The 24,751-nt window shown below is 44.1% G+C and carries 14 protein-coding genes; 5 read left to right on the top strand and 9 right to left on the bottom strand.

Features of this window, described 5'->3' with window-relative positions; all coding sequences use genetic code 11:
- Positions 1-64: 64 nt before the first annotated feature.
- Both I2I04_RS03295 and I2I04_RS03290 read left to right on the top strand, forming a co-directional pair.
- Positions 65-1,075, top strand: a complete 1,011-nt coding sequence (locus tag I2I04_RS03295) for a uroporphyrinogen decarboxylase family protein (RefSeq protein WP_195654282.1) — start codon at positions 65-67, stop codon at positions 1,073-1,075.
- On the top strand, positions 1,068-1,745 hold the full coding sequence (locus I2I04_RS03290) for a vitamin B12 dependent-methionine synthase activation domain-containing protein (RefSeq protein ID WP_143257385.1): 678 nt from the start codon (positions 1,068-1,070) through the stop codon (positions 1,743-1,745). Before I2I04_RS03295 ends, I2I04_RS03290 begins: the two co-directional genes overlap by 8 nt.
- Positions 1,746-1,826: 81 nt before the next feature.
- Here I2I04_RS03290 and I2I04_RS03285 read toward each other — a convergent pair whose 3' ends face one another.
- From I2I04_RS03285 to I2I04_RS03265, 5 genes are all read right to left on the bottom strand, one after another.
- Positions 1,827-3,398: a sodium:solute symporter gene (locus tag I2I04_RS03285; RefSeq protein WP_195654281.1), complete on the bottom strand. Its 1,572-nt coding sequence runs from the start codon at positions 3,396-3,398 to the stop codon at positions 1,827-1,829.
- Between the two features lie 46 nt (positions 3,399-3,444).
- On the bottom strand, positions 3,445-5,253 hold the full coding sequence (locus I2I04_RS03280; protein ID WP_143257383.1) for a corrinoid protein: 1,809 nt from the start codon (positions 5,251-5,253) through the stop codon (positions 3,445-3,447).
- 145 nt (positions 5,254-5,398) lie between these two features.
- The gene (locus tag I2I04_RS03275; RefSeq protein ID WP_195654280.1) at positions 5,399-7,645 is read right to left on the bottom strand and encodes an alpha-xylosidase; all 2,247 of its coding nucleotides are present in this window, start codon (positions 7,643-7,645) and stop codon (positions 5,399-5,401) included.
- A 134-nt stretch (positions 7,646-7,779) separates the two neighbouring features.
- Positions 7,780-9,639, bottom strand: coding sequence for a right-handed parallel beta-helix repeat-containing protein (locus I2I04_RS03270; protein ID WP_195654279.1), 1,860 nt, complete (start codon positions 9,637-9,639; stop codon positions 7,780-7,782).
- A gap of 111 nt (positions 9,640-9,750) precedes the next feature.
- Entirely contained in the window at positions 9,751-10,230 is a 480-nt protein-coding gene (locus tag I2I04_RS03265) for a DUF456 domain-containing protein (RefSeq protein WP_195654278.1), read from the bottom strand.
- Positions 10,231-10,478: 248 nt separating this feature from the next.
- Between I2I04_RS03265 and I2I04_RS03260 the strand changes: the two genes are divergently transcribed.
- The 3 genes from I2I04_RS03260 (at position 10,479) to I2I04_RS23385 (ending at position 13,132) form a co-directional block, all read left to right on the top strand.
- Complete coding sequence (locus I2I04_RS03260; protein WP_410489756.1) at positions 10,479-12,236, top strand: AAA family ATPase; 1,758 nt, start codon at positions 10,479-10,481, stop codon at positions 12,234-12,236.
- A 171-nt stretch (positions 12,237-12,407) separates the two neighbouring features.
- Entirely contained in the window at positions 12,408-12,845 is a 438-nt protein-coding gene (locus tag I2I04_RS03255; protein ID WP_143257380.1) for a DUF6078 family protein, read from the top strand.
- Positions 12,846-13,006: 161 nt separating this feature from the next.
- A complete protein-coding gene (locus tag I2I04_RS23385) occupies positions 13,007-13,132 on the top strand; it encodes a hypothetical protein (RefSeq protein WP_255435829.1) in 126 nt (41 codons plus the stop codon).
- A 126-nt stretch (positions 13,133-13,258) separates the two neighbouring features.
- Here the strand turns inward: I2I04_RS23385 and I2I04_RS23470 are convergent, their stop codons facing one another.
- The 4 genes from I2I04_RS23470 to I2I04_RS03235 all read right to left on the bottom strand — a co-directional run bounded on the left by I2I04_RS23470 (position 13,259) and on the right by I2I04_RS03235 (position 24,625).
- Positions 13,259-17,629 carry a GH92 family glycosyl hydrolase gene (locus I2I04_RS23470; protein ID WP_195654276.1) on the bottom strand — a complete coding sequence of 1,457 codons (4,371 nt, stop codon included), beginning with the start codon at positions 17,627-17,629 and terminating at the stop codon, positions 13,259-13,261.
- 110 nt (positions 17,630-17,739) lie between these two features.
- On the bottom strand, positions 17,740-19,440 hold the full coding sequence (locus tag I2I04_RS03245) for a DUF4979 domain-containing protein (protein WP_195654275.1): 1,701 nt from the start codon (positions 19,438-19,440) through the stop codon (positions 17,740-17,742).
- Positions 19,441-19,471: 31 nt separating this feature from the next.
- Complete coding sequence (locus I2I04_RS03240) at positions 19,472-21,286, bottom strand: RagB/SusD family nutrient uptake outer membrane protein (protein ID WP_195654274.1); 1,815 nt, start codon at positions 21,284-21,286, stop codon at positions 19,472-19,474.
- Between the two features lie 12 nt (positions 21,287-21,298).
- Positions 21,299-24,625, bottom strand: a complete 3,327-nt coding sequence (locus I2I04_RS03235; RefSeq protein ID WP_195654273.1) for a TonB-dependent receptor — start codon at positions 24,623-24,625, stop codon at positions 21,299-21,301.
- Between the last annotated feature and the right edge of the window lie 126 nt (positions 24,626-24,751).

Here is a 24,751-nt window from a genome sequence, read left to right as displayed (position 1 = left end):
ATACGAGATTACAAAAGAAGGGCAACTTCGTCTTTATTACAAGACGATATTAAAAACTGAAATTATGGGTAAACTGAATATGAAAGAATGGATCAGCCAAACGATCCAACGTAAGGAAACGATTGCAATTCCGATCATGACACATCCGGGTATCGAAATTATCGGGAAAACGGTGCATGATGCGGTAACAAACGGACAGGTTCATTATGAGGCTATCAAAGCTCTTTGTGACAAGTATCCGGCTGCGGCAGCAACCGTTATCATGGATCTGACGGTAGAAGCGGAAGCTTTCGGGGCAGAGATTATCTTTCCGGGAAATGAGGTGCCCAGTGTTTCCGGCCGTTTGCTGACGGATGAAGCTGCTATTGAAAAGCTGGAAGTTCCGGCATTGAATAAAGGAAGAATCCCAGAATATCTTAAAGCGAATATGCTGACAGCCAGAAATGTAACAGACTGTCCGGTTTTTGCCGGTTGCATCGGTCCTTACTCGCTGGCCGGACGTTTGTATGATATGTCGGAAATCATGATGCTGATTTATATTAATCCCGATGCAGCCAATACGTTATTAAGAAAATGCAGTGACTTCATCACCCGCTATTGCATGGCATTGAAAGCAACCGGTGTGAACGGTGTAATCATGGCTGAACCTGCTGCGGGATTGTTATCCAACGAAGATTGCCTGCAATATTCTTCTTTATTTGTGAAAGAAATAATAGAGAAGGTACAGGATGATCACTTTGCCGTAGTGCTTCATAATTGCGGAAACACAGGGAATTGCACACAAGCGATGGTTTATACCGGTGCAGCCGCTTATCATTTCGGGAATAAAATTAAGATGGAGGAAGCGTTGAAAGAGGTTCCGGCCGATGCACTGGCAATGGGAAATCTGGACCCGGTGAACCTTTTCAAGATGGCAGGTCCGGAGACTATGAAGGAAGCGGCTTTGCAACTATTGGAAGCTACCCGTGCATACCCGAATTTCGTATTGTCAAGTGGTTGTGATATTCCGCCACATACACCTTCTATTAATATAGACGCATTTTATACCGCATTGGAAGAGTTCAATAATGGTTGAACAGGAACTTACTTATCAGAAACTGCAAATCCCATCGTCTGAAATTTACGAGACGATGGGATATAAAGATTCTATGCCGGATGGAATGGTCATAGAAGAAATAAATATGTTACTTGACCGTATCACTCCCCTTCTTCGTCCCCGTTTTTTCTTTTTCATCACTGACGGACTGCTTGACACTGAAAAAGCAACACTGGCTGTAAAAGATACGATTCTCTCAATCGGTAAAACTATTGCCCGCCAACTACGGGGTTCGGAAACCTTTGCCTTTTTTACCGCAACTGCCGGAGTCGAATTTGAGGAGTTTCAACATCTGCTTCAGCAAGAGAACGACATGGTGAAAGTATATATAGCAGACTCATTGGGGAGCATCATTGCAGAGAAGGCTGCTGATTGCATGGAAGAGGAGTTGGCTGCATTTATCGAAAAGAGAGGTTGGAAGCACACTAACAGATACAGCCCTGGTTATTGCGGATGGCACGTATCGGAACAACAAAAACTATTCTCCTTATTTCCGGTCGCTTCACCCTGTGGTATTCAGTTGACAGATTCCAGCCTGATGATTCCCATCAAATCTGTAAGTGGTATTATTGGAGTGGGTTCACATGTCCGTAAGCTGGAATATACTTGCGGGCTGTGTACGTACGAAAATTGTTTTCGTAGAAAATAGTTTCACCACAGAGGACACAGAGTCTTTTATTATTAGATAATAATCTCTGTGTCCTCTGCATCCTCTGTAGTGAATAAAAAACTAGTGGCCATTGAAGAAGATGTAAAGCCCGATCATGGTCACAATAAGTAATCCCCATAGGATAAGAACAATTCGCGCAGGTTTGTCCTCTATCTTTTCCATATTCAAGGTTCCCAATTGCGGAGACTTATCCCACAAGCTAACTACTATCATACCTATTCCGATGATAACGAATAAGTAGAAGGAAAGCAGCATAAAATGAGGCCAAGTATCATATTGTTCTGCCGGAAACACCCATAAATACAAGATTCCTACTCCGATACTGAACACTGTTCCCAATGTCAGAGCCATATTAGCTGCCAGAGTAGTAGTGCGTTTCCAGAACACGCCAAAGAGGAATACGGCTGCCATTGGAGGAGCTATAAATCCCAGTACAGACTGGAAAACATTAAATAGATTCAGTCCCTTGATACTGTCGATCGCTATGGTTATTATCACAGAAATCAGTGCACCGACTACCGTAACCACTTGTCCCACTCTGATAATCTCTCTTTGTTTTGCCTGCGGTCGGATTTTCTTCACATAGATATCCATCGTGAATACCGTACTTAATGCATTCAATGCAGAACCGACAGTACTTACCAATGCTGCTGTCAATACAGCCAATACCAAGCCGACCATTCCTGTCGGGAACAGATGAGTCACCATTGTCATGTAAGCCTCATCGGGATTCTCCAATTGTGGGAATAAAGCGAGGCAGATAATGCCGGGAAGAATGTAAAGAGGTACATCCAAGATTTTCAGCCATCCGGTAAAGTTAGTTCCCATCTGTCCCTCTTTCAGATTCCTGGCAGCAAGAACCGGTTGCACCATCGACTGATCCGTACACCAAAACCAAACTCCCATAATAGGATAACCCAGGATAATAGGTAGCCAAGGAAAAGCCGGGTCATCATTTGGATGGAAAAGATTCCAGTAATCCGCCGGAACGGCGTCCACCAGTGCTCCTACACCACCCACTTGATAGATTCCCATGATAGCCAGTGTGGCTGATACTACAATCAACAGTATCATTTGATATACATTCGTGTAGGCCACAGCTTTCAGTCCGCCGAGCATCGTGAAGAAAGCGGAGATGACAAGTAACAGCAATGCCGATTGCCACATAGGAATATCGAAGACCTGACGGATCAGGACTCCACCGGCAAATAAGGTCAATGCAAGCCATGAAATAAGAATGGTAATAATGGTATACCAGGCAAGGATGTTACGGGTAGATTGCCCGAAACGTTTTCCCATAAATTCGGGCAATGTCGTGATGCGACTACCCAAATATCGGGGAGCAAAGACAAAAGCAAGCAGACATATAAAGACAAATGCATACCAAGCATAATTCCCCGAAACAATACCGGTAGTAAATCCGGCACTTGCGGAAGCAATCAACATGGAAGGTCCGACATTCGTCCCCCACATGGAAAAGCCGATATGATACCATCTCAACGAATTCTCCGCAAGGAAAAGACTACTCCCCTTTTTTCGTTTTGAACTTGCCCATATACCAATAGCTATCAAAATCAGGAAGTAGGCAATCAGAATACTCCAATCTAATGTCTCTAAGAATTTCACATGCATAATTCAAGTATTAAATAAGTAACGTAAGTTTAAATCTAATTTCCTTTTAGGCGCGGATTACACGGATCAGTTCTTTGGCAACTGCCACGGCTGTATTCGCATTGTCACTATATCCGTCCGCGCCGATTTCGTCAGCAAAACCCTGACTGACGGGTGCTCCGCCAATCATCACTTTCACCTGATTACGAATACCGGCCTCTTCCAATGCCTGGATAACCTCTTTCATATACATCATGGTAGTAGTCAGCAATGCGCTCATGCACAAGATGTCAGCATGGTTTTCCTTCACAGCTTCCACAAACTTGTCACAAGTCACATCAATACCAATATTAATGACTTCAAAGCCGCAACCCTCCAGCATGGAAGCCACCAGGTTTTTACCAATATCATGGAGATCACCTTTCACTGTACCGATGACAATCTTACCGATTGTAGTGGAAGCACTTCCTGCCAATAAAGGTTTCAGTAGTTCCAAAGCCCCTTTCATGGCACGTCCTGCCATCAACAGTTGAGGAACAAAAGCTTTTCCATCCTGGAAACGTTGTCCCACTTCACCCATTGCTTTAATCATATAATTATTGATAATCATTTGGGGAGCTACTCCTTCTGCAATGGCTTGCCGGGTGATTTCAACCGCAGGTTCCAGTTTCCCGGCAACAATGGCTTCATACAGAGGTTGCAGTTTATCCTCTTCCTCGTGTTGTTCTTCCCGTATACAAATACGTTCCTGTCCGGTAGCTGCCAAGTCTGCATCCTGTTGATGTTCATTGGTATTTACAGAGGTAGAAGAGCCGGTATATTCTTCGACAATCCGCATAGCCTGTTCCACTTCCTTTTCGTTATGGAAATCCATTTCCAAATGTACACCGTCCGCGCCGATATGATCCAATAGAGGTTTTAGTTCGTCTAATGTCACCCAGCAAGCCATCACGCTCTTTCCGCCTGCAAGAATCTTCTTATACAAATCGTACCATTTGGGAGATCCGCCCTGTGGTTCACCCACTCCGGGAGTCCATTGAATCGCATTCAATTCTTCAATTTCAAGCAAGGCAGGCAGGTGATGCATGGCTCCCACTCCATCCAGATGATAAAGGGTATAATCAATCTTCTGACATTGTTCACGAATAAAAGGTTGCACAAACCGACGATAATCATCCTGACTAATCATGGTCGAAATATCACTTTGCAGTTTACTCATCTTTCCGGGAGCCCAGGACGAGAAATAACAGAAAGCCATCTCGTCGCCTTCACGGATGATGTCGTATAGTTCATCAAATACTTTGAAGTAGATGTCATTGATTTGCTGCATCTGTTGTTCCAGGATTTCGGGCTGCATCACTGTGTCCAGTAATACCCTATCCGTTCCTTTCAGTGCGGCCAGAACATCCAGTCCTTCCATCAGGTCGGGCATACCGACAAAGTAGTGTCCGTTGGCTTTCGCTTTGCAGGCTTTCAAGAGTTCTTTATGAAGAATCCAGTTCGGGTGTTCGGGGTTAAAGACTATTTCATCGGTGAAATCCGGGTTGGGATGAATCCAGATGGTATCTTCCCCGCCTTCAAACACTCCGCCTAAGATGGCGGCTAGAGAACCGGGACCCAGTTGGGTATTCGCAACCGGAAGAATATCCGCTTTCAGACTACTGTGCGCTACGTACCAGTCCAGATATTCAGCTCTCCATTGAGGGTCGAACCATTTTTGCGACAAATCTTTTGCCGGCGCGGGAGGTACTATCTCTGCATGTGGTTGCACTCCTTCCTGGAAGTGTTCCCACATATTGAGAATGATTCCTTTATGGTTCCACCAATTTATATAACGTTGTTTTGTTTCTTCTAAATTACTCTTCCATGTTTTCATACTCTGCCATTTTTTATTTATTCTACTCAAGTTTCGGAAGTAATTTATTAGGTTGAAAGCCTCTTGGTATATAGCGTAAGGTATTACCCTACGCTATATTATGTAAGCCTTTCAGGCTACTTACAAAACTTAAGTTATTTCTATTTTATCTATTCCAAAATCCTTTATAATCATTATCTATGCGTAGAGCTATGCTCTTGCTTAAATCCATTTCATCCGTACAGTCCACGTCTTCCGGATAGATGGGTATCACGGCATTTTCACGCACATATACGGGCATTTCTTCCAATGGAACATATACGTCTTTCAACCAGCGTGCTCCTTCCAGACGTTCTCCCGTAAAGAAGTTCACCCATTTTCCTTCGGGAAGATAGATATCCCGACGGTTCTCGCTGTTCATCACCGGAGCTACCAGGAAATCATTGCCGAAATAGTATTCATCATCCACATGCCAACAAAGTTTATCTTCCGGATGATGCAGAATGAGTGCCTGCAAGAGCGGATAGCCGCTTTCTATGGCTAGTTTACTTTGTTCTATGATGTATGGAATGAGCGAATAACGCAATTTCCACCACTTTTTCACCAACGGAGCTATGGCCGGATAGTGCCAGGGTTCACGCTTGTTGGTTCCATGATAACGGATATGCGATGTGAATACGCCGAATTGGGTCCAGCGCATGTACACATCATCTGCTACTACCGAGTTCATAAAATTGGGCAATGTATGGAAGCCGGGAACATCATGGCTCCAAAAAGCAAATCCCGACAGGCCGAAATGCAGACCGCCTTTCAGAGAACCTGCCATTCCATCCCAAGAACTGCATGAATCGCCTCCCCAATGCAAAGGATAACGCTGGCATCCCGCCCATGCGGAACGTGCCCAGACAATGCCGTCACCTGTCACTTCTTTCGTAATTTCGTAAGCGGCCTTTTGATAAAGCAAGGCATACAGGTTATTCAACAATTCCGGTTTCATGCCTTTATAGAGGGCATCCATGTGGATGTTTTCACCGAAATCGGTTTTGATACAGGTTACTCCCATATCCAGGAGTTGTTTCAATAGTCCTTTGTACCATTCGGTTGCTTTCGGATAAGTAAAGTCGATTGTTCCGGCATAATCCAGGGCGGAGAAGTTGGAACCATCGGTCGCTTGTTGTTTGGTCAATGGGGCTATATAATCATTGGCTCTGGCTTCATTAATCTGCTCTGCATTTTCTGCAACGTATGGAAGTTGCCATAAAGAAACACGATAGCCGTTCTTTTTCAACCGCCCGATGAATCCTTTCGGATCGGGGAACCGCTCTTCATTGAATTTCCATTCGCAGAGCCAATCGGTACGGAACCAGCCCGTATCCAGATGAATTACATCACAGGGATAGTGTTCGGCACGCATGCGGTCGCATATTTCGTCTACTTCATCGGCACTGAAATAAGTCATACGGCTCATCCAAACGCCAAAACTCCAAAGAGGCGGCATAGACGGATAGCCGGTCAGGTCACGATAGCCACGAAGAATATCTCCCATCGTATCACCGCCTATCACAAATACATCCAACAATGCCTGGTCGCTTAGAAACTGGACGGAACGGGTGGAATGTCCGGCCAGCGAAAGCTTGCTATGAGCACATGTATGGTAGAATGTTCCATACATTCGGCTGGATAGATAGAAGGGGATATTTTTGTAGGTACGCCGGTTATTGACTCCTTGTCCGTCCTGGTTTTTCAGGAAGAAAGTCTGTCCGCTTAAGTCCATTTTAAAGAAACGCTCTCCGGTTCCGGCAAAACATTCATCGGGCTTACATTCAAAAGAAAGTGTTGCACGTTCTTTCCGACCGTCGCGTTTGCAAAAGGCAACAGGTAGCGCATCGTAACGGGGAGGCGAAAAATGGTCGTAGGCTGACAAGCGGATTTCACGTTTTCCGTCAGGGTATAAAGTGATGTCAAGCGTTTCTTGAGGGTCGGGAAGCAATTCGCTCCATCGGTCTAATAGAGGCTCTTCCATATTGATAACGGCACGCTTCGTTCCGTCTTCTGTCGAAAGAATCCATTTCCCTTTTTGTTCTTTTATAAACAGGGGCACTTTCTGAATCCGGTCACTGAATTGCAGCATTTCCGACTCATCTGTCAGTACATAATTGCCGAAGCCAAGAAACAGGCGGGTGATGCCGATGTTATACTGACGGATGATTAACGTATATTCCTCCTGGGGAACATCGGTATCCGCCATCATATCGTTAGCCAGCTTTTGCTTCTGAAAGGGAACTGTTACGTAAATATCTCCTTCCTTTTCATAAACAGCCGTTGGCTTGTATGCTTTCCAAAGCGACTCATTCCTTGATAACTCGGTATCGAAATCAAGGAAATCAAATAAGTGGTAGTTCGTTGGTTTCATCTATTTTATTGATTAAATATCGTTTATTGATTACTATAATTATCATATTAGTCGGCATGATTACCATACTAGTTTAGTTCTAATGATTATTACACTAGTTTATTGACTGCTATGCCAGTTCACTGTGTTTTGTTTCAATCTTGCTTTATTCTTCCGGCTTTGTACTTAATACTGTCCGCCACTTGAGGCCCGTTATTCTTCCACACGTTCTTTTTCCCGGGGCGGTTCGAATCAAAACGTTCAGAGGGACACCAGTTGTTCTCCATTGTATATCCGTCCGTAGCTTCATCCAGATAGATATAAAAAGCCCGGTCATTCGTAGCGTAGGGGGCTTCGATTAAATGTTCGATCCGGTTATTTCGCATGACGGAACCCGGTTGGTTGGAAAGAGTATACAGACCGCCTGCATCGTATAGCCGACGGGCAAAGTGATGTACATAGTTTGCTTCTATCCGGTTGTTGCACATTCCGCTCTCCAGCGAGGTCCATCCCCAGCCTACACAAATCCCTGAATAGTTCAGATGGCAGACTTCATTATGAGAAATATCCATGTTTCTGACATATCCGGCGCCGATACCTACACATCCCCAGTCTTCATTAGTCACATTACTTATGAAATTGTTTCTGATAATAATATGAGAACATAATTCCCGTACGTCAGCAGGAATAAAAGGAATGTGCGTCTCAAATCCTCCGTCCGGAAATGCGCCGACCAGTAAAGCCGTTCCTCCAATATCCGTAAATTGACAATCTTCGACGCTCGATGCAGTAACGGCCCATTCATAATCCAGTCCGGTGGACGATAAATGACGGAACGTGCAATGTTTGAAATCAATATGTTCGGCACCTCTTACACGTATCGCCGTTTCGGGACGGGTGATCCAGGCTTGATTCTCCAGTTCCGCTTTTTCCGGAAGCCCCGGTTCTTGTAGTTTATAGGCATCCAATAAAGGAAATCCCCCTTGCAAGGTGACGTGTCCCTGATAAGAAGGACGCATCCAGGAGGTATGCTCAAAAGTAATTCCGTCAAATTGTATATGCTCTACCGGACGGGACAATGTACCGTCTATGGTCACTAAAGTTTCCAAGGCAGGGATAATCACTTCAGCTGTTTCCATATTTTCGTCTGCCTGCGGATAGTAGTAAATCGTGCCGGAAGGATATTCCTGAAACCATTCACCGGGTTGGTCCAGCAATTCCAGTGCATTGGTCAGGCAGAAGGAAGAATTGCCTTTCTCTCCTCCGATGACGGGTTGCGGCCAGGGATGCGCAAACTCCAGGTGACTTTCGGGTTCATGGAAGCGAACTACAGCTTGTCCATCTTTCGCGTCTATACTTTTCACACGCAAAATAGCAATCGCCCAACGTTGATGAACAATCATTTCTAGTTGACCGGCACTTTGAAGTCTTTTCGGATTTACACTTTGAGAAACGGGAATTGTAATTGTTTGCTCTTCCGGATTGAAGTCAATCATTCGTTCCCATCCTCCGTCAGGAAATTGAGCAGCTCTTTGAACTTTATGACCATTCACCCACATTTGTCGGGTTTCGACTCTTCTATTTCCTATTAGGGGAGCCTCTGCCGACCATATCTTCTGCCTTAGCTTTTCAGGAATTGCCGGATGATTACATCCACGCTTCCATCCCGTAACAGCAACTCCACCACTAATCACAGGATGAGCACCATCTACTGCACAAATCACCGTTGGAGAATCGGGCGTCCCACTATCTTCCGGACGAAGAAACAGAGAATTACGCTGAGCATAAACACCCTCTTCCAAACGAATATAAATTCCTCCGGCTACTTCCGGCCGATTCAGTCTACGCCATTCACGAGCCTGTTTGATTGCCCGGTTTAATGTATTAAACGGGGCTTCCTTTGTCCCGGGATTCTTATCATTCCCCTGCAGGGATACATAAATTTCTCCCGCAAAAAGCAAGGGAAACCACCCCAAGAAGATGATAAAAGAAAGATAAGTAAAAGTCTTTTTCATGGTACTACCTCAATGTGCTACTTCAATAAAGACGAACACACATCGATTTAGTACTCTATGTAAAGGCAATAGATAGGTTATTCTTACGAATGTTTTACAACATCAAATAGGTTACCGAATAAGACCTATGATAAATTGATAGCAAAAATAACCGCAGACAACGAACTTCAGTAAAGTTCCGAATATAAATCCGAGTAAAGAGCCCACACCTGATTTGAGTGCCTGCGAGAACTCTTTATTTCCTAATAGTTCACCAATCACCGCCCCTAGAAACGGACCAAGAATAATACCCCAAGGCAAGAAAAGAAGACCGACAAGAGTTCCTACAATACATCCCCAATTCCCCCATTTACTACCGCCACTATATTTACTTCCCAGCATCGGAGTGAAATAATCCAATACCTGCAAAACAGCTACAATCAATAGCCATACGATTAATTGTATCGTAGAATATTGTACCTTATCCGTGAAGTGCAGAATGACCAACCCCACATAAGCAATAGGCGGACCGGGAAGAAACGGCAGAATACAACCTGCTAACCCGGCTATCATACAAAGGGCACTAATTACGATCAAAATAATGTCCAACATAATCTGTTTTTTTAGTTCTGCACAAAAATACAGTATCTTCCAGTAAATACAAGCTAACCCCGAGAATTATTTCCGCCCCTTCACTGCTGTTTCAGAATAGCTTTGTCAGGGCTGCAGTTCTTTGTGTGAATGAGTTTTTCCAATACTTTTTTGAGGATGCCTCGTACCCAAAAGAACTTTTACTATCTTTGTGTCGTTAACGCTAAAGAAGCAAGTTGTTAAATAAGAAATCAGCAGGAGGACATGAAATGGATCCAATGGAATATATAGTACCCAACAGAAAGCGTTTGCCTTACGGTATGATGAACTTCGCAGTCATCCGCCGCGAAGATTATTATTATGTAGACAAAACCCGCTTCATTCCTATGATAGAGCAGGCAGACCGGTTCTTCTTCTTCATCCGTCCCCGCCGCTTCGGCAAAAGCCTCACGCTGAACGTACTGCAACACTACTACGATGTGCGTACCCGCGATAAGTTCGACGACTTATTCGGCGACCTCTACATCGGGAAGCATCCCACAGCAAACCGCAACAGCTACCTGGTGCTTTACCTCAACTTTTCAGGCATCACCAGCGAACTGAACGATTATCGAAAAGGACTGGATGCACATTGCCAAATCCGTTTCGACTTCTTCTGTGAAGTCTATTCCGACCTCCTGCCACAAGGTATCAGAGAACGATTGGACGAAAAGGACGGGGCTGTCAACCAACTGGACTATTTGGTTTCGGAGTGCGAACGTGCCGGACAGAAAATGTATCTCTTCATCGACGAATACGACCACTTCACCAACGCCATCCTTTCCGATGCGGAAAGCTTGCACCGCTACACTGATGAAACGCATGGCGAAGGTTATCTGCGTGCTTTCTTCAATAAGGTGAAGGCAGGAACTTATTCCAGCATAGAGCGTTGTTTCATCACCGGCGTAAGCCCCGTAACGATGGATGACCTGACGAGTGGCTTCAACATCGGCACGAACTACTCACTTACCCCCCAATTTAACCAAATGATGGGGTTCACCGAAGAAGAAGTGCGCGAAATGCTGACTTATTATTCAACAAACAGCCCTTTCCGCCATACTGTTGACGAACTGATGGAAATAATGAAACCGTGGTACGACAATTATTGCTTCGCGCAGGATTGTTACGGTGAAACTACCATGTACAACTCCAACATGGTGCTCTACTTCGTGAAGAATTACATAGATAACGGCAAAGCACCACAAGAAATGATAGAAGATAATATACGTATCGACTATGAAAAGCTGCGTATGCTCATTCGAAAGGATAAGGAGTTTGCACACGATGCTTCCGTCATTCAGACTTTAGTGAGTCAAGGCTATATCACCGGTGAACTGAAGAAAGGTTTCCCTGCCGTCAACATCACCAGTCCGGACAATTTTATAAGCCTGCTCTACTATTTCGGAATGTTGACCATTAGCGGAATATATAAAGGAAAGACCAAACTGACCATTCCGAACCTGGTGGTTCAAGAGCAGCTCTACACTTATTTGCTGAATACCTACAACGACGCAGACTTGAATTTCAGCAGCTACGAAAAGAGCGAACTTTCAAGTCAGCTCGCCTATGATGGCAATTGGCAAGCCTATTTCGGCTACATTGCCGACTGCCTGAAACGTTATGCATCCCAGCGTGACAAGCAAAAGGGCGAATTCTTCGTTCACGGCTTCACCTTGGCCATGACCGCGCAAAACCGCTTCTACCGTCCTATCTCCGAGCAAGATACACAAGCGGGTTACGTCGATATTTTCCTTTGTCCCATGTTGGACATATATTCTGACATGAAGCACAGCTACATCGTTGAGTTGAAATACGCCAAATATCGCGATTCTGAAAACCGTGTGGAGGAATTGCGTCAGGAAGCCATCGCCCAAGCCAACCGCTATGCCGATACGGACACAGTGAAACAAGCTATTGGCTCCACGCAACTACACAAGATTGTAGTGGTATATAAAGGTATGGAAATGCGGGTATGCGAAGAGTTATAATGGACATTCTCTTCACCCTTCACTTTCCTTATATTATCCTATCTATAAGCAGTTTATAGGTGAAGGGGGGTTCCCTTCACCCATCCTTTCACGTTTTTTCTTTTTCAAATTGTACCTTTCCACAATAAAAGCACTACCTTTGTCAATCATGTATGTAATATACAATATAAAATGAACGACAATAAATTAAAAAACAAAACAGTCCCTTTCAACTACGCCCGCTGCTACAACGAGCAATGTCCGAAAAATAGCAATTGCCTGCGTCGGGTGGCTGCGCTTCTCACTACCACTGACACGTCCTACATCAGTATCGTAAACCCAATGTGTATTCCGGCCACCGGCATTGACTGTCCCCACTTCCAAAACGCAGAAAAGATACATGTGGCATGGGGTATCAGCCACCTGCTGGACAACGTACCTTATAAGGACGGAACAAACATCAAGCAACAACTGATCGGACATTTCGGAAAAACGCTTTACTATCGCTTTTATCGCGAAGAACGCTTCCTAAGCCCCGCAGATCAAAACTATATCCGCCAACTTTTTCGCCGGAAAGGTATCACCGAAGAACCGGTCTTTGACAGTTACACGGATGAGTATAATTGGTAAAGCTACGTTCTAACTAGTTTCCAGCCTACTGAAACTTTTTGTTTCAAGCGCTAGAAACCAAAAGTTTCATACGGTGAAACGATTCGTTTCACACCGAGAAACAAACAGTTTCACTACGGGAAACTATTCGTTTCAAGGTATGAAACAAAAAATGGAACTAGTTGAAAACAAAAGAAGCCCTGATGAAGAGGCAGGTGAAGCTTAGGCCTTCACCCGCTATCACCGATGAACAAAGCGATGCAGAAGATGTTAAAGAGGTGAAGGATATGTCTCATAAAGATATTTAGCTGCTAATTTCAATAAATAAACTATATTTGTAAAACGATGAGTATGTTCTATTGTACACATGAATATCATATACTCCCCATCATACATACGACCGATATATGTGCATGAGAGTTAATCAAAAACACTCAATATTTATCGGTCATCACAAAAACCAACTCCCCTCCCTTTATGATTTCCGAATGATGTATCCTGAAATTCTCAACGGGTTTGCCATTCCACGTTACCGACTTCACATACTTATTCTCATTCGACAATCCTTTTGCTTGCATCGTGAACGTTTTATCATTCGGTAATGAAATAGTAACTTCTTCCACCTGTGGTGCTCCCAATATATATTCTCCCCCAATCGGATTCACCGGATAGAACCCCATTGCAGAGAAGATATACCATGCTGACATTTGTCCGCAATCATCATTTCCGCACAATCCATCCGGTTTGGGGAGGTAAAAACGGTCAAAGATCTCACGAATGAGTTGCTGGGTTTTATAAGGTTGTCCGGCATAGTTATACAAATAAGCTACATGATGGCTGGGTTCATTGCCATGTGCATATTGTCCGATAAGTCCGGTCACGTCTTGTGTGAACCCTGTATTTTCTACGGATGATTCTAAAAAGAATAAAGAATCCAGTTTGTTAACGAACTTCTCTTTGCCTCCGAGTAAATCGATCAATCCTTCCACGTCATGTTGCACGTGCCAAGTATATTGCCAGGCGTTGCCTTCAGTATAGTCACCGCCAGAGGTCGCCGCATGAGATAATAGAAATGTATTAAAAGGTGTACGCCACTTTCCTTTCGAATCCTTTCCCCGCATCATAGTCGTAGAGGGATCCAGCAGATTCTTGTAGTAGGAAGCTCGGCGGGAGAAATAAGCATAATCTTTCTCTTTTCCTAAAGATTTCGCCATGCGGGCTACACAATAATCATCATAGGCGGACTCTAATGTACGAGAAACCGACTCTTTGGGGATGATGTCGAAAGGATAATATCCATAACGATCATAAACCTCCCAGTCCGAATGTTGATGGCTGACCGTAGAACTTCCACGGATAGCGGCATACGCCTCTTCCACATCAAATCCCCGGAAGCCTTTCAGATAGGCGTCCACGATGACAGGGATAGCATGATTGCCTATCATGCAATGTGCCTCTTTTCCCCACAATACCCAGATAGGAAGATAGCCCATCATGCGATAGTGTTCGAGCATACTCTGTATCATTCCGTCCACCCGCTCCGGGGAGAGAATGGTGTACAAGGGATGAGCTGCACGATAGGTGTCCCAAAGGGAAAGCGTGGAATAATAAGAGCCCGTCTTCGAGGTATACACTTTACCGTCAGCACCCCGATAACGTCCGTCTGTGTCCGCCATGTCGTTGGGCTGGATAAACAGGTGATAGAGCGAAGTATAGAAATTCTTTTTCTGTTCATCGCCACCTGTCACCTTTACCCGATCAAACAAGTTGTTCCATTGTTGACGGGCCTCCATACGAATCTTGTCGAAGTCCCATCCCGGATTCTCTTTCGCTAATGCCGCTTTTGCGCCTTCCGGGCAAACGGAAGAGAGCGCTATTTTCACTTGCAGCGTATCACCTTCAGCAAGGTCGAAATCAAGAATAAGCCGTTTCGCCTTCTCCTCTACTGCCGATGAAAGCACTTCACGTACAACATACGGCTTGTCAAAAGAGATCACATAATAGTATTGTCGCTTTACCCAATTTTCTACCACTTGATGACCTGTGATGGTATGATTGTCGGGCATATCCATTTCAGCGGACAAGATATGCGTCTTCAGCCGTTCTTTATCCCAAACGATCCCGCTTTGGAGGTCTACCAGTAAGCGGGCAGGAGCAGCGGAATGATAAACGTAACGATGAAAAGAGGTACGCTGTGTGGAGGTCAATTCCACATCCACAGAAGAATCCGTCAATCGGACGGCATAGTATCCGGGAGACGCCTTTTCAGATTTTTTATCAAACTTGCTTCTATAGACTCCGTCCTTCACTTCTCCACTGAAAGGCAATAGAAGAACGTCTCCTAGATCGGGACACCCCGTCCCACTCAAATGCGTCTGGGCGAAACCGATAAGTGAATCATCCGCAAAGTTATATCCGCTACAATATTTCCATTCGTCATTGCCCGTTTCAGGGCTTGCTTGAATGAAACCGAAAGGTATGCAAGCTCCGGGAAAGGTATGTCCGTTGTCGGAGGTACCAACGAATGGATCAGCATATCGAATATAATCATCATCCATGTCCGTCCGGAAGAACAATGTTCCATAGCCGGGACCATCACACCATTTGGAAGCTCCCTCTACTGACATCTTGGAGAGAACCCGGCGAGTATACGGCATATCCAATCCCTTGCGAGTGACGTAATGATTATATACGATCTCATAGATAGGCCGAAACACTCCCCGTAATTTGTCCGAGATAGTTTGCCAGTTACAATATCGGCCCGAAATATCAGTCCACGTAGTAAAGGGAACCGATTCTCCCAAGTTATATTTCGCTGTATATTCGTAACCGATTAACAGACGGTTGTCAAGAGCGGCGTACATCTTCTCATTCCCCTGGTTATAAGCGGTTTCGCAGACTTCCGCCAAATTACCCAAGCCGAACATCACGTGGTCTTGGTCGCGACCGCTCTCCTGACACTGTCCGTTCTCGCCAATATAATTCTTAATCGTTCCGTTGTCGTGCCCATTGTAATAGAAGTGAACAGCCTGATTGTAGAGAGCTTCATCTTCGAGAAAAATGCCGAAGGCCATGTATGCTTTGGTAGCAGCAGCCCCCCAGTTGCCGTTTGTATATGGTTTTGCCTTGAAGAAAGTGTCCAATACAGGAATGAATACCGTTCGCAACATCTTCTCCCAACCGGCAATCTCCGCCGGAGTGACTTTGGAATAAGTATGTTTAATTAGTTCTGCCGCGTTCGCCAACATACTGCCTTGTAGAGAAGCGCATAGTGGGTCGTCATTGTCATTCGGACCTATCAGTTTCAGCATGGCGCTATAAGCATTCAATATCTCTATCGACTTGCGGGCGTGGGCTTCATCTCCGGTGAGAGTCCACATCAAGGCATTGAGATAAGCTGCCTTATGATCGTCTTCGCTAGGGCGTTTGGTATGTTTGTTCACTCCCAAGCGAGCTATTACTTCAAAAGGGCCTTGCATCTGATAAGTGGACGAAGCACAAGAATCAGCTTCGAGCAATCGGTAAGAACTGTAAGCCGGCTCTATCCGATGATCTACGTAATATTTCATCCTCTCCAGACTCTCTTTCGTATGGAGAATACCCGGATGCATGAACTTGTTCGCTTCGGACAAAGATTGCCCGACACGTATCTTCTTCCATCTCATGAGCGCTTCAATGTAATAATAATCAGCATAGATAATAGAGGCATTTATCTCATCGTCGGCTGGATAGTGTCCGGTAGAGTGCAGCAAGAGAGCAGGATTCTTATCACGGCTCTGATACTTCTTCGTAGAAAGGTTGCGGAGTATCTTCTCCGCCAATTTATAATACTTGTCTGCCCGCTCCTTATCGTCTTCCAACGTCGACAGTTCCAACAAAGCTGAAGCGACAACAGCCGCTGCCGAAGCATCTCTGGGAGCAGTTGGGATATCGGGAGCATCGAAATCCCAATAAGGAATCAAGTCGGCAGGCAGGCGACGGATGTAAAGGTCTACCACTTTTTCGGCAAAGCGAAGATATTCTTTGTCACGTGTTTCACGATAGACCATCGTATATCCGTAGACAGCCCATGCCTGTCCGCGCGCCCACATCGAAGCATCACTATATCCTTGATGAGTGATTCTTTTGATGAGTTTTCCGGAAATGGTATCATAGATAGCTACATGGTAACAAGAACCGTCTGCACGGAAATGGTTAGCTTTCGTCACACGAGCATGAGACAAAGCGATATCATAGAGTCTCTTCCCTCCTCCATTCTTGGCAGCCCAGAAAAGAAGTTCCAGATTCATCATGTTGTCGATAATCGTGTTATGAGGCCAATTGCTTTCTTTCACTTTCCAAGGCCACGATAAGAGGGTACCTACACGGGGATTGTAAAGTTTCGCCAGTTCGTCCGCACTTTTCAGCAGGATATCTTTGTAGTAGTTATCTTTCGTAAGACGATAAGCATGACCGTAGCTACAAAACATTTGAAATCCCATATCGTGACTGGTAACTTTGCTCGACAGAGACTCCAGCAATTTCGTAAAATGAACAGCTTTTTCCTTTATTTCCGGCTCATGGCTGTATTCGTAATCATACCACAGAACTCCCGGAAAGAATCCGCTTGTCCAGTCGTGGGGAGTCACCATATCCCACGATGACTTACCGGCTTCAATGGCTCTCGGAAGTTTCGAAGAAGTTCCTACCGCTTTCAATGTTTTATATATCTGCCGATTACAATAAGCCAGTTCTTTTTCTTGAGCACCGGCTATACAGATAACGCATAAACTTATCCATAAAGAGAGTATTCTTTTCTTTATCATTTACCTATATTTTAATGGTGTGTATATAACAAGAGGGTGTATCGAAAGCCTACAGTAACTCAAGACACACCCTCCCTTTATCCTCTTTTTACCTTATAATTGGAAGGTGATTAGTTTTCTTCCAGATATTTAATCAGTTCCGCTTCGTTCCTAAAGGATTTCATCCATTTAACGGTATAAGGCGATACGCCGTCCGGATATTCTAGATCAGCAATCTTCAACTTGAGAGACATATTGAATGATTGATCCGTAGGTATCGGCTTACCTAACGTGTAACTTGCTCCCGTCACCAAATCCCAGTAATAAACGGTACCATACTCCTTCTCAACGGTAGAATAAGTGCCATGTCCGTGCTGGTTACCTTTATCATTTATTAAAGATCCATATTCGGGAGAGTCAAACGTTATCGCTTTCTTCGCCGGAAGACCTTCTATAACTACCGCTACAATAGGGTAATTACCTACGTGGAAGGTTGACTTTCTCTCTATATCACCTCGGTATTTCCCATTACCTTGTAAAGAAGGCGTCACAACCAAATTATCTCCGTCTACTGCAGTTGTTGCGTTAGCCGTAGCGATCTTCCATTCGTTTCCTTTCGCATCAATAGCTCCTTCGCTCGGTGGCATACCCGATTCCGTACGGAATAGTAGTGTGCCATATCCCGGATGGTCACACCACATAGCATCCCCTTCCGGAGAGATTCTCGAGATAACCTGCTGCGTATATGGCATTTCCAGCCCTTTGCGAGTTACGTAATGATTGTAAGCAATCTCAAATACCGGTCGGAATTTTCCTCTATCGTCATCAGAGATATTATTCCATCTCACTCCCGTCACATCCGTGAAAGGTTCAAAAGGCACATCATGTCCGAGATTATACTTAGCTGTATACTCATACCCTTTCATAAGTCTGTTTTCCGATGCGCTCCAAAGCGTCTCGTTGCCCTGATTATAAGCGATTTCGCAGGCTTCTGCCAGATGTCCTATCCCCAGCATCGTGTGGTTCTGATCACGTCCGCTTTCCTGACACTGTCCACTCTCCATAATATAGTTCGTCAAACTTCCGTTGTCGTGCCCCTCATAGAAAAACGTCACCGCTTCGTTATAGAAACTTTCGTCATCCAAAAAGATACCGAACGCCATAAAAGCCTTGATAGCAGCGGTTCCCCAGTTGCCGTTCGCATAAGGAGATTTGGCAAAGAAGTTTCTCAATACCGGAATAAATACGTTGCGGAACATATTCTCCCAAGATTTGACATCCGTATCCGATACCGAAGGATAAGTATGTCTCATCAGTTCAGCGGCATTAGCAAGAAGAAATCCCTGCAAAGCAGCACACAGGGGAGCGTCATTATCACTCATATCTATCTCACGCAATGTGCCGGCATAAGCGTTCAATATCTCAATCGACTTTTGGGCGTGCGCCGGATTCTGGGTAATACACCACATGATAGCGTTCAGATAAGCAGCTTCGTGATCTTCTTCGCTCGGAGTCTTGGTCGACGAAGTGTTCTGTCCGAAACGTGAAATAACCGTAAAAGGACCTTGAATCTTATAAGAAGATAAAGACAAAGGACTCTGCTGCAACAGTCTGTAACAATCTATAGCAGGAGAAACATTACCATTCACAAAGTTCTGCATTCGGGTAATGGAAGCTGTCGTGTGTAGAATACCGGGATGAACGAACTCCATAGAAGGCCCCACTTCAGTATAGTTGGGATTCGGATTGGGCGGCGGAGGCGTATTATCTTCCTGACACGAAACAAACGTAAACAACAAGCATAATATCGGTAGTATATATTTCATTTTCATATGAATATCATTTTAAAGGTTCAACATTCGATTACCAACCCGGATTGTTACCCAATTCGTGACCATTGGACAAAGAGTTCAGCCACTGCAAAGGAATCGGACGCAATTTAAACTTACTCTCAAATGACTCTTGTGTCAAAGTAGTCTTAATTGTCCCACCATAAATATTGGATACATCCCAGTTATACTTCAATACACGTTCAGCCAATTTGCCGGTGCGTTGCAAGTCATTCCAACGTGATCCTTCACCAAGGAGTTCTTTGGCCCTTTCATCCAAAATATTATCTATCGTGACATTGGAATAACGAGAAAGCCCACTCTGCGGAGAATGTTTTTCAGCACGGGAAACAACGTAGTTAATATATTTTTCGGCGTTGGGCTGGTCGTTATTCATCACTGCCGCTTCCGCCGCAATCAGACAAGTTTCCGCCAAACGGAAGAGATAGATATCACGCGTTCCCGAACCGGATTCGTCTTCTCTATACTCCGCATTTCCATCTTTGAACTTCCAGATAGGAAGACAGGTACGAGAAGTTGCGTTCGTTGTCTGATAAGCGTGTTTGTAGTAATCATCATTCGCCCAATTTGTATCATCCCCCATCGGGTAGTTGAATACTTTGTATCTCACTGCATTCTTGTCCGTTTCAGCCCAATACTTATATTCAGGATCGGTAGGTACGGGGAAATAGATAATCTTATCGCCTTTGGCGAACACTCCATCTACAGGAGTAGTACACTGAAACCAGTTCTTGCCTGCATCCTTTCCATCTGTGGAACTGCTCGCATTACCATTCAAAGGACTCATAAAGGTCACAGAAGGACGTCTGTCTTTCTGCCAGTCATACATCATATAAGCAAATTTAGTAGGAATCGCCTCCACGTGCATACTCGCATTACCATAATAACTGTCTTTGCCCAATCCCAGCCATCCGCCAATAGCATAAGGCATCATATACCATTGATTCCAAATATTGGTGTTGTAGTTAGCTCCGTCAGCAAAACCAATAGGGAAAATAATTTCATCGTTTATCTCATTCGACTGACGATGTACCATCGCATAGTCGTCCAGCAACTTATGTCCGGAATTAAGATACACATCTTCAGCATCCTTGAATGCGTTTTCAAAATCTTTCGGATCGGCATACTCTTCATAACCACGTGTCAGATAAGCCAACGCACGGATATGCTTCGCAGCGGCTTTGGACATGCGTCCGTAATTGGAACCCATTTGACGCCAAGGAAGAACACTAATAGCTTCTTCCAAATCTGTAAAAATCTGCTGGTAGAAAGCGGAGCCATTCGAATACTCGACAGTATAGCTCGGCTCTTTAGACTCGTTAATTTTCAACGGTCCCTGTCCCCAGTTCCTCACAATCTCAAACAAATACCAGGCTCTCAACGCTTTGGCTTCAGCCACAAGCTGCGCCAACGCACTGGGTTCTATTCCATCAGGGTCGTCTGTCTTCAAAATGACACTTTTCGAACGATCGATAGCAGCATTTACATTATTCAACGCATTGAAATAAGAGCTCCACATCGCATAAATCGTACCGTTATTTGACTGATAGGTAGTGGTATACTGATTCATTGCCGCTACTTCCGTCGGATAATTCTGTGTGAAGATATCCGTACCTTGTTGTGTAAATATCTGATAAGTAGTAGTATTATAGATATTTTTCAAGTTTGAATAGCAACCTACAATCAGACTCTCATATCCACCCTTTGTCTGATAGTATTTGTCCGCTGACTGACTGGAATGGTTCACTTCGTCCAGAAAATCAGAACAAGCAGTCATTCCAAAAGTGAATAACAGAAGCGTATACTTCAAATATCTTTTGTTTATCATAGATCTGTTTTTTTAAAATGAAATATTAACACCAAGTAAAGCATTCATAGTCATACCGTCCGTATCTCCGATGTTGGTAAGATCGGGCTGTTCGGGGTCGAGACCTCTGAACTTCGTAAGAATGAAAGGATTCTGTACAGTCACATAAATGCGGGCGTTATCCAATCCCCATTTTGACATCAGTCTCTTGTTCAAAGTATATCCCAGCGTGATATAGGAAACTTTCAGAAAGTCTGTTCTTTCATAAGCGATATTACCTCTGGACCCCATCTGTGAGGGGCGTCCCATAGTATTCGAAGGATTCTCCGGCGTCCAGTAATTAGTTCGCAGATTGTTGAAGTTCTGGCTGTTCCATTCTAATGCGAAGTTCTCAAAGAATCGGTCGTACTGTGTAGCTCCCGCTTGGAAATACATGTGGAATGAAAAGTCGAAATCATAGATTTTGAACATATTTGTCATACCTCCTGTCCAGTCCGGTGTTCTCTTACCGTCGATGATATAGTCATCGTCCGTCAGCTTGCCGTCATTGTTATAGTCTTTAATCTTGAAGTTACCTGGTACACAACCGTATTTTGCAGCCTCTTCTTCTTCTCCCAACTGCCATACGCCAATTGTATTCTGAGTCCAGTTCGTATCTACCGGCTTACCTATGAAACGCTTGTCAGAATAGCGTCCTCTCATGCCTTTCAGATGAATGGAATAATTGCTAAGATCTTCTTCGTCAGCCAGACTTACGATTTCATTTTTGTTATAAGCCAGGTTGATGGTCGTATTCCAGGCAAAGTTCTTGGTTACGATATTCGCGGTATTCAATTGCAACTCAAATCCACTGTTTCTTACGGAACCTACATTCGAAGTAACCGATGAATAACCCAAATGAACAGGAATATTGCGTTTCATCAACAGGTCATTGGTAGTACGATTGTAGTACTCAATGTTACCCGAAATTCGTTGGTCTAAGAAACCGAAATCAAGACCTACGTTATATTCCGAGGTACGCTCCCAAGTCAGCATCGGATTGGCAATGTTGGCAGGAAGATTTCCTACGGAAGTAGATGTTCCGAACGGATAATATACAGACCCCGAAATGTTACCTTCGGATGCATAAGGAGACACGGAGTTGGTATTGCCCGCCTGACCATAACTGAAACGCAGTTTCAGGTTGGACAACCAATCCAGATTCTTGGCAAAGTCTTCTTCAGTGATTCTCCACGCAATAGCCGCGGAAGGGAAAAGCGCCCATTTATTTCCTTCGGACAAACGTGAAGAACCATCGTAACGCAAGCTGGCTGTAAGCAAGTATCTATCCATCAGCCCATAGTTAATTCTACCTACATAAGACATCATCGTCCACTGGCTGAAATTGGAGGTCAAGCTCTCGATAGCCCCTCCATTCAGGTTATACCAAAGTGAATTGAAAGACAAGTCCTTGCTTGCACCATACAATCTGTCGTACTGATACTTCTGAGCGGAGAACACTCCGGTCGCAGTAATAGAATGAACGGACTTCTTCCAAGTATAGTTCACAATGTTATCCCAAATCCAACTCAATGAATTATCTTTCGTCGCATTCGCCTTAGCACCTTTGGCAGTTCCCTGCTGTGCCTTTGTCCACACTCCTATATAATCCCCCATGGAAGTCTGTGTAAAATAGGGAGAAAATGAAGAAGTAAGCTCTAAATTTTCAATAGGTGTTATTTTAAGATAAATATTACTTTGCAGATTGAGGCTCTTCACTTGAGAACGCTGATTTTGAGAAGTAACCAACGGATTGAAAAGATTATTGCCGGAATATTTCCATATTTCTTCACCTGTCACCAAGCTATTCGGATGTTGAGTAGGACGCATACGGAACACATCACGCAACAAGTCCCAGTTACCTTTTTCACGAATACTGTGAACCGCATACATACTTCCTCCAAAAGAAACATGCTTATTAATAGTGATATCTATTACCGAACGCAAGTTGTAGCGTGTATATTCTTGCGGCTGAATCATACCATCTTCGAAATAATAGCCGCCAGAGAAACCGTATTTCACAGCTTCCGTACCACCAATTGCCGATAAGCTATGGTTTGTCATAAAAGCGGGACTGGACACAGCATCCAACCAATCGAAATATTTACCTTCTTTCACCGCCTGCAATTCGGACGGGTCGGTAAAAATTTGTTCGTCTCTCTTATAAATATAATTGGGAGCTCCGCCACGGGTAGCCTCTCTCGCCAACTGCACATATTCGTCACCGGACATCATGTCGGGCAAGTTTGTATAAGATCTCACACCAACATAACCGTTATAGGAAATTTTCGGCTTACCAGTCTGTCCTCTTTTGGTTGTTACGATGATTACACCGTTTGCACCACTGGAACCATAGATAGCTGTTGCCGAAGCATCCTTCAGAACATCAATCTTTTCAATATCGTCCGGATTGACGAAATCCAGATTACCGCCGGGAACTCCGTCAATGACAATCAAAGGAGACGAAGAGGCAGTGATAGAGTTGATACCACGAATCTTTATATCATACCCTCCACCCGGTTTGTTATTCGAACGTGTGATAGTCACACCGGACAACTCTCCTTGTAACGCACCTGCGGAGTTCGTTTTTCCACCTCTAAGCAGAGTTGTATTGGAGACAGAAGCGACAGAACCAGTCAGGTCGGACTTCTTCACAGAGCCGTAACCGACTACCACTACTTCGTTCAATGATTTCGCATCTTCACGCAATACAACATTCAGAAAGTTTTGAGCAGATATTTTTATTTTTTGTGTCGTATAACCAAGATATGAGATTTCAACCTCATCCCCAGCTACTACTTCCAATGAGAAATTACCGTTCATGTCCGTTATCACTCCGTTTTTTGTTCGGGGAACGATCACATTAGCCCCCACCACAGGAAGGTCTGCTTCATCTTTTACGATACCTGTTATCTTCTTTTCCGAACCGTTTGCGCGTCCGTCTTTGTTTGTAGAAGAGACGTTGGGCTTTTTAGCTAGAATAATATGACGTCCTTTAATGGTATATGACAAGTTGGTTTTACTTGCAACCGCATCCAGGACATCTTTCAAGGAACTGTTAGTTTGATTAATTGTGATTCGTTGTTGCTTGTTGATTTCGTCCGAATCATAGAAAAACAAATAGTTGGTCTGCTTTTCTACCATTCGTAACACAGTCTCAAGTTTTTCATTTTTTACTGATATCGATATTTTCTTTTCCTGCGCATACACGTTACCAACTATGCCCTGCAGAATAAATAACAACAAAACAGCAAAGGTTATTTTTGTATTTTTTATGCTTCTTTTTAGGGCAAACCCATAGACAATAGGCTGTTTATTCATACATTTGTAAGTTTTAAGATTAAATACTATTCCGTTCGAAGGAAGTTTAATTTAGGAGATGCGTGCATCTCTCGGAGAGAAGAGGATTCGCCAAAATCTTCTTCTCTTTTTTTAAGGCTAACTACT

The organism is Bacteroides sp. 1001136B_160425_E2 (assembly GCF_015559655.1).
Classification (GTDB): domain Bacteria; phylum Bacteroidota; class Bacteroidia; order Bacteroidales; family Bacteroidaceae; genus Bacteroides; species Bacteroides luhongzhouii.
Note: the sequence above shows the minus strand (reverse complement) of the source record. Positions and strands in the feature narration are given on the sequence as shown.

Coding starts and splice junctions, on each gene's coding strand:
- I2I04_RS03280 (WP_143257383.1), bottom strand. CDS start 5,253: ATGAAAACATGGAAGAGTAATTTAGAAGAAACAAAACAACGTTATATA.
- I2I04_RS03245 (WP_195654275.1), bottom strand. CDS start 19,440: ATGAAAATGAAATATATACTACCGATATTATGCTTGTTGTTTACGTTT.
- I2I04_RS03265 (WP_195654278.1), bottom strand. CDS start 10,230: ATGTTGGACATTATTTTGATCGTAATTAGTGCCCTTTGTATGATAGCC.
- I2I04_RS23470 (WP_195654276.1), bottom strand. CDS start 17,629: ATGATAAAGAAAAGAATACTCTCTTTATGGATAAGTTTATGCGTTATC.
- I2I04_RS03235 (WP_195654273.1), bottom strand. CDS start 24,625: ATGAATAAACAGCCTATTGTCTATGGGTTTGCCCTAAAAAGAAGCATA.
- I2I04_RS03285 (WP_195654281.1), bottom strand. CDS start 3,398: ATGCATGTGAAATTCTTAGAGACATTAGATTGGAGTATTCTGATTGCC.
- I2I04_RS03295 (WP_195654282.1), top strand. CDS start 65: ATGGGTAAACTGAATATGAAAGAATGGATCAGCCAAACGATCCAACGT.
- I2I04_RS03290 (WP_143257385.1), top strand. CDS start 1,068: ATGGTTGAACAGGAACTTACTTATCAGAAACTGCAAATCCCATCGTCT.
- I2I04_RS03255 (WP_143257380.1), top strand. CDS start 12,408: ATGAACGACAATAAATTAAAAAACAAAACAGTCCCTTTCAACTACGCC.
- I2I04_RS03275 (WP_195654280.1), bottom strand. CDS start 7,645: ATGAAACCAACGAACTACCACTTATTTGATTTCCTTGATTTCGATACC.
- I2I04_RS03270 (WP_195654279.1), bottom strand. CDS start 9,639: ATGAAAAAGACTTTTACTTATCTTTCTTTTATCATCTTCTTGGGGTGG.
- I2I04_RS03240 (WP_195654274.1), bottom strand. CDS start 21,286: ATGATAAACAAAAGATATTTGAAGTATACGCTTCTGTTATTCACTTTT.
- I2I04_RS03260 (WP_410489756.1), top strand. CDS start 10,479: ATGGATCCAATGGAATATATAGTACCCAACAGAAAGCGTTTGCCTTAC.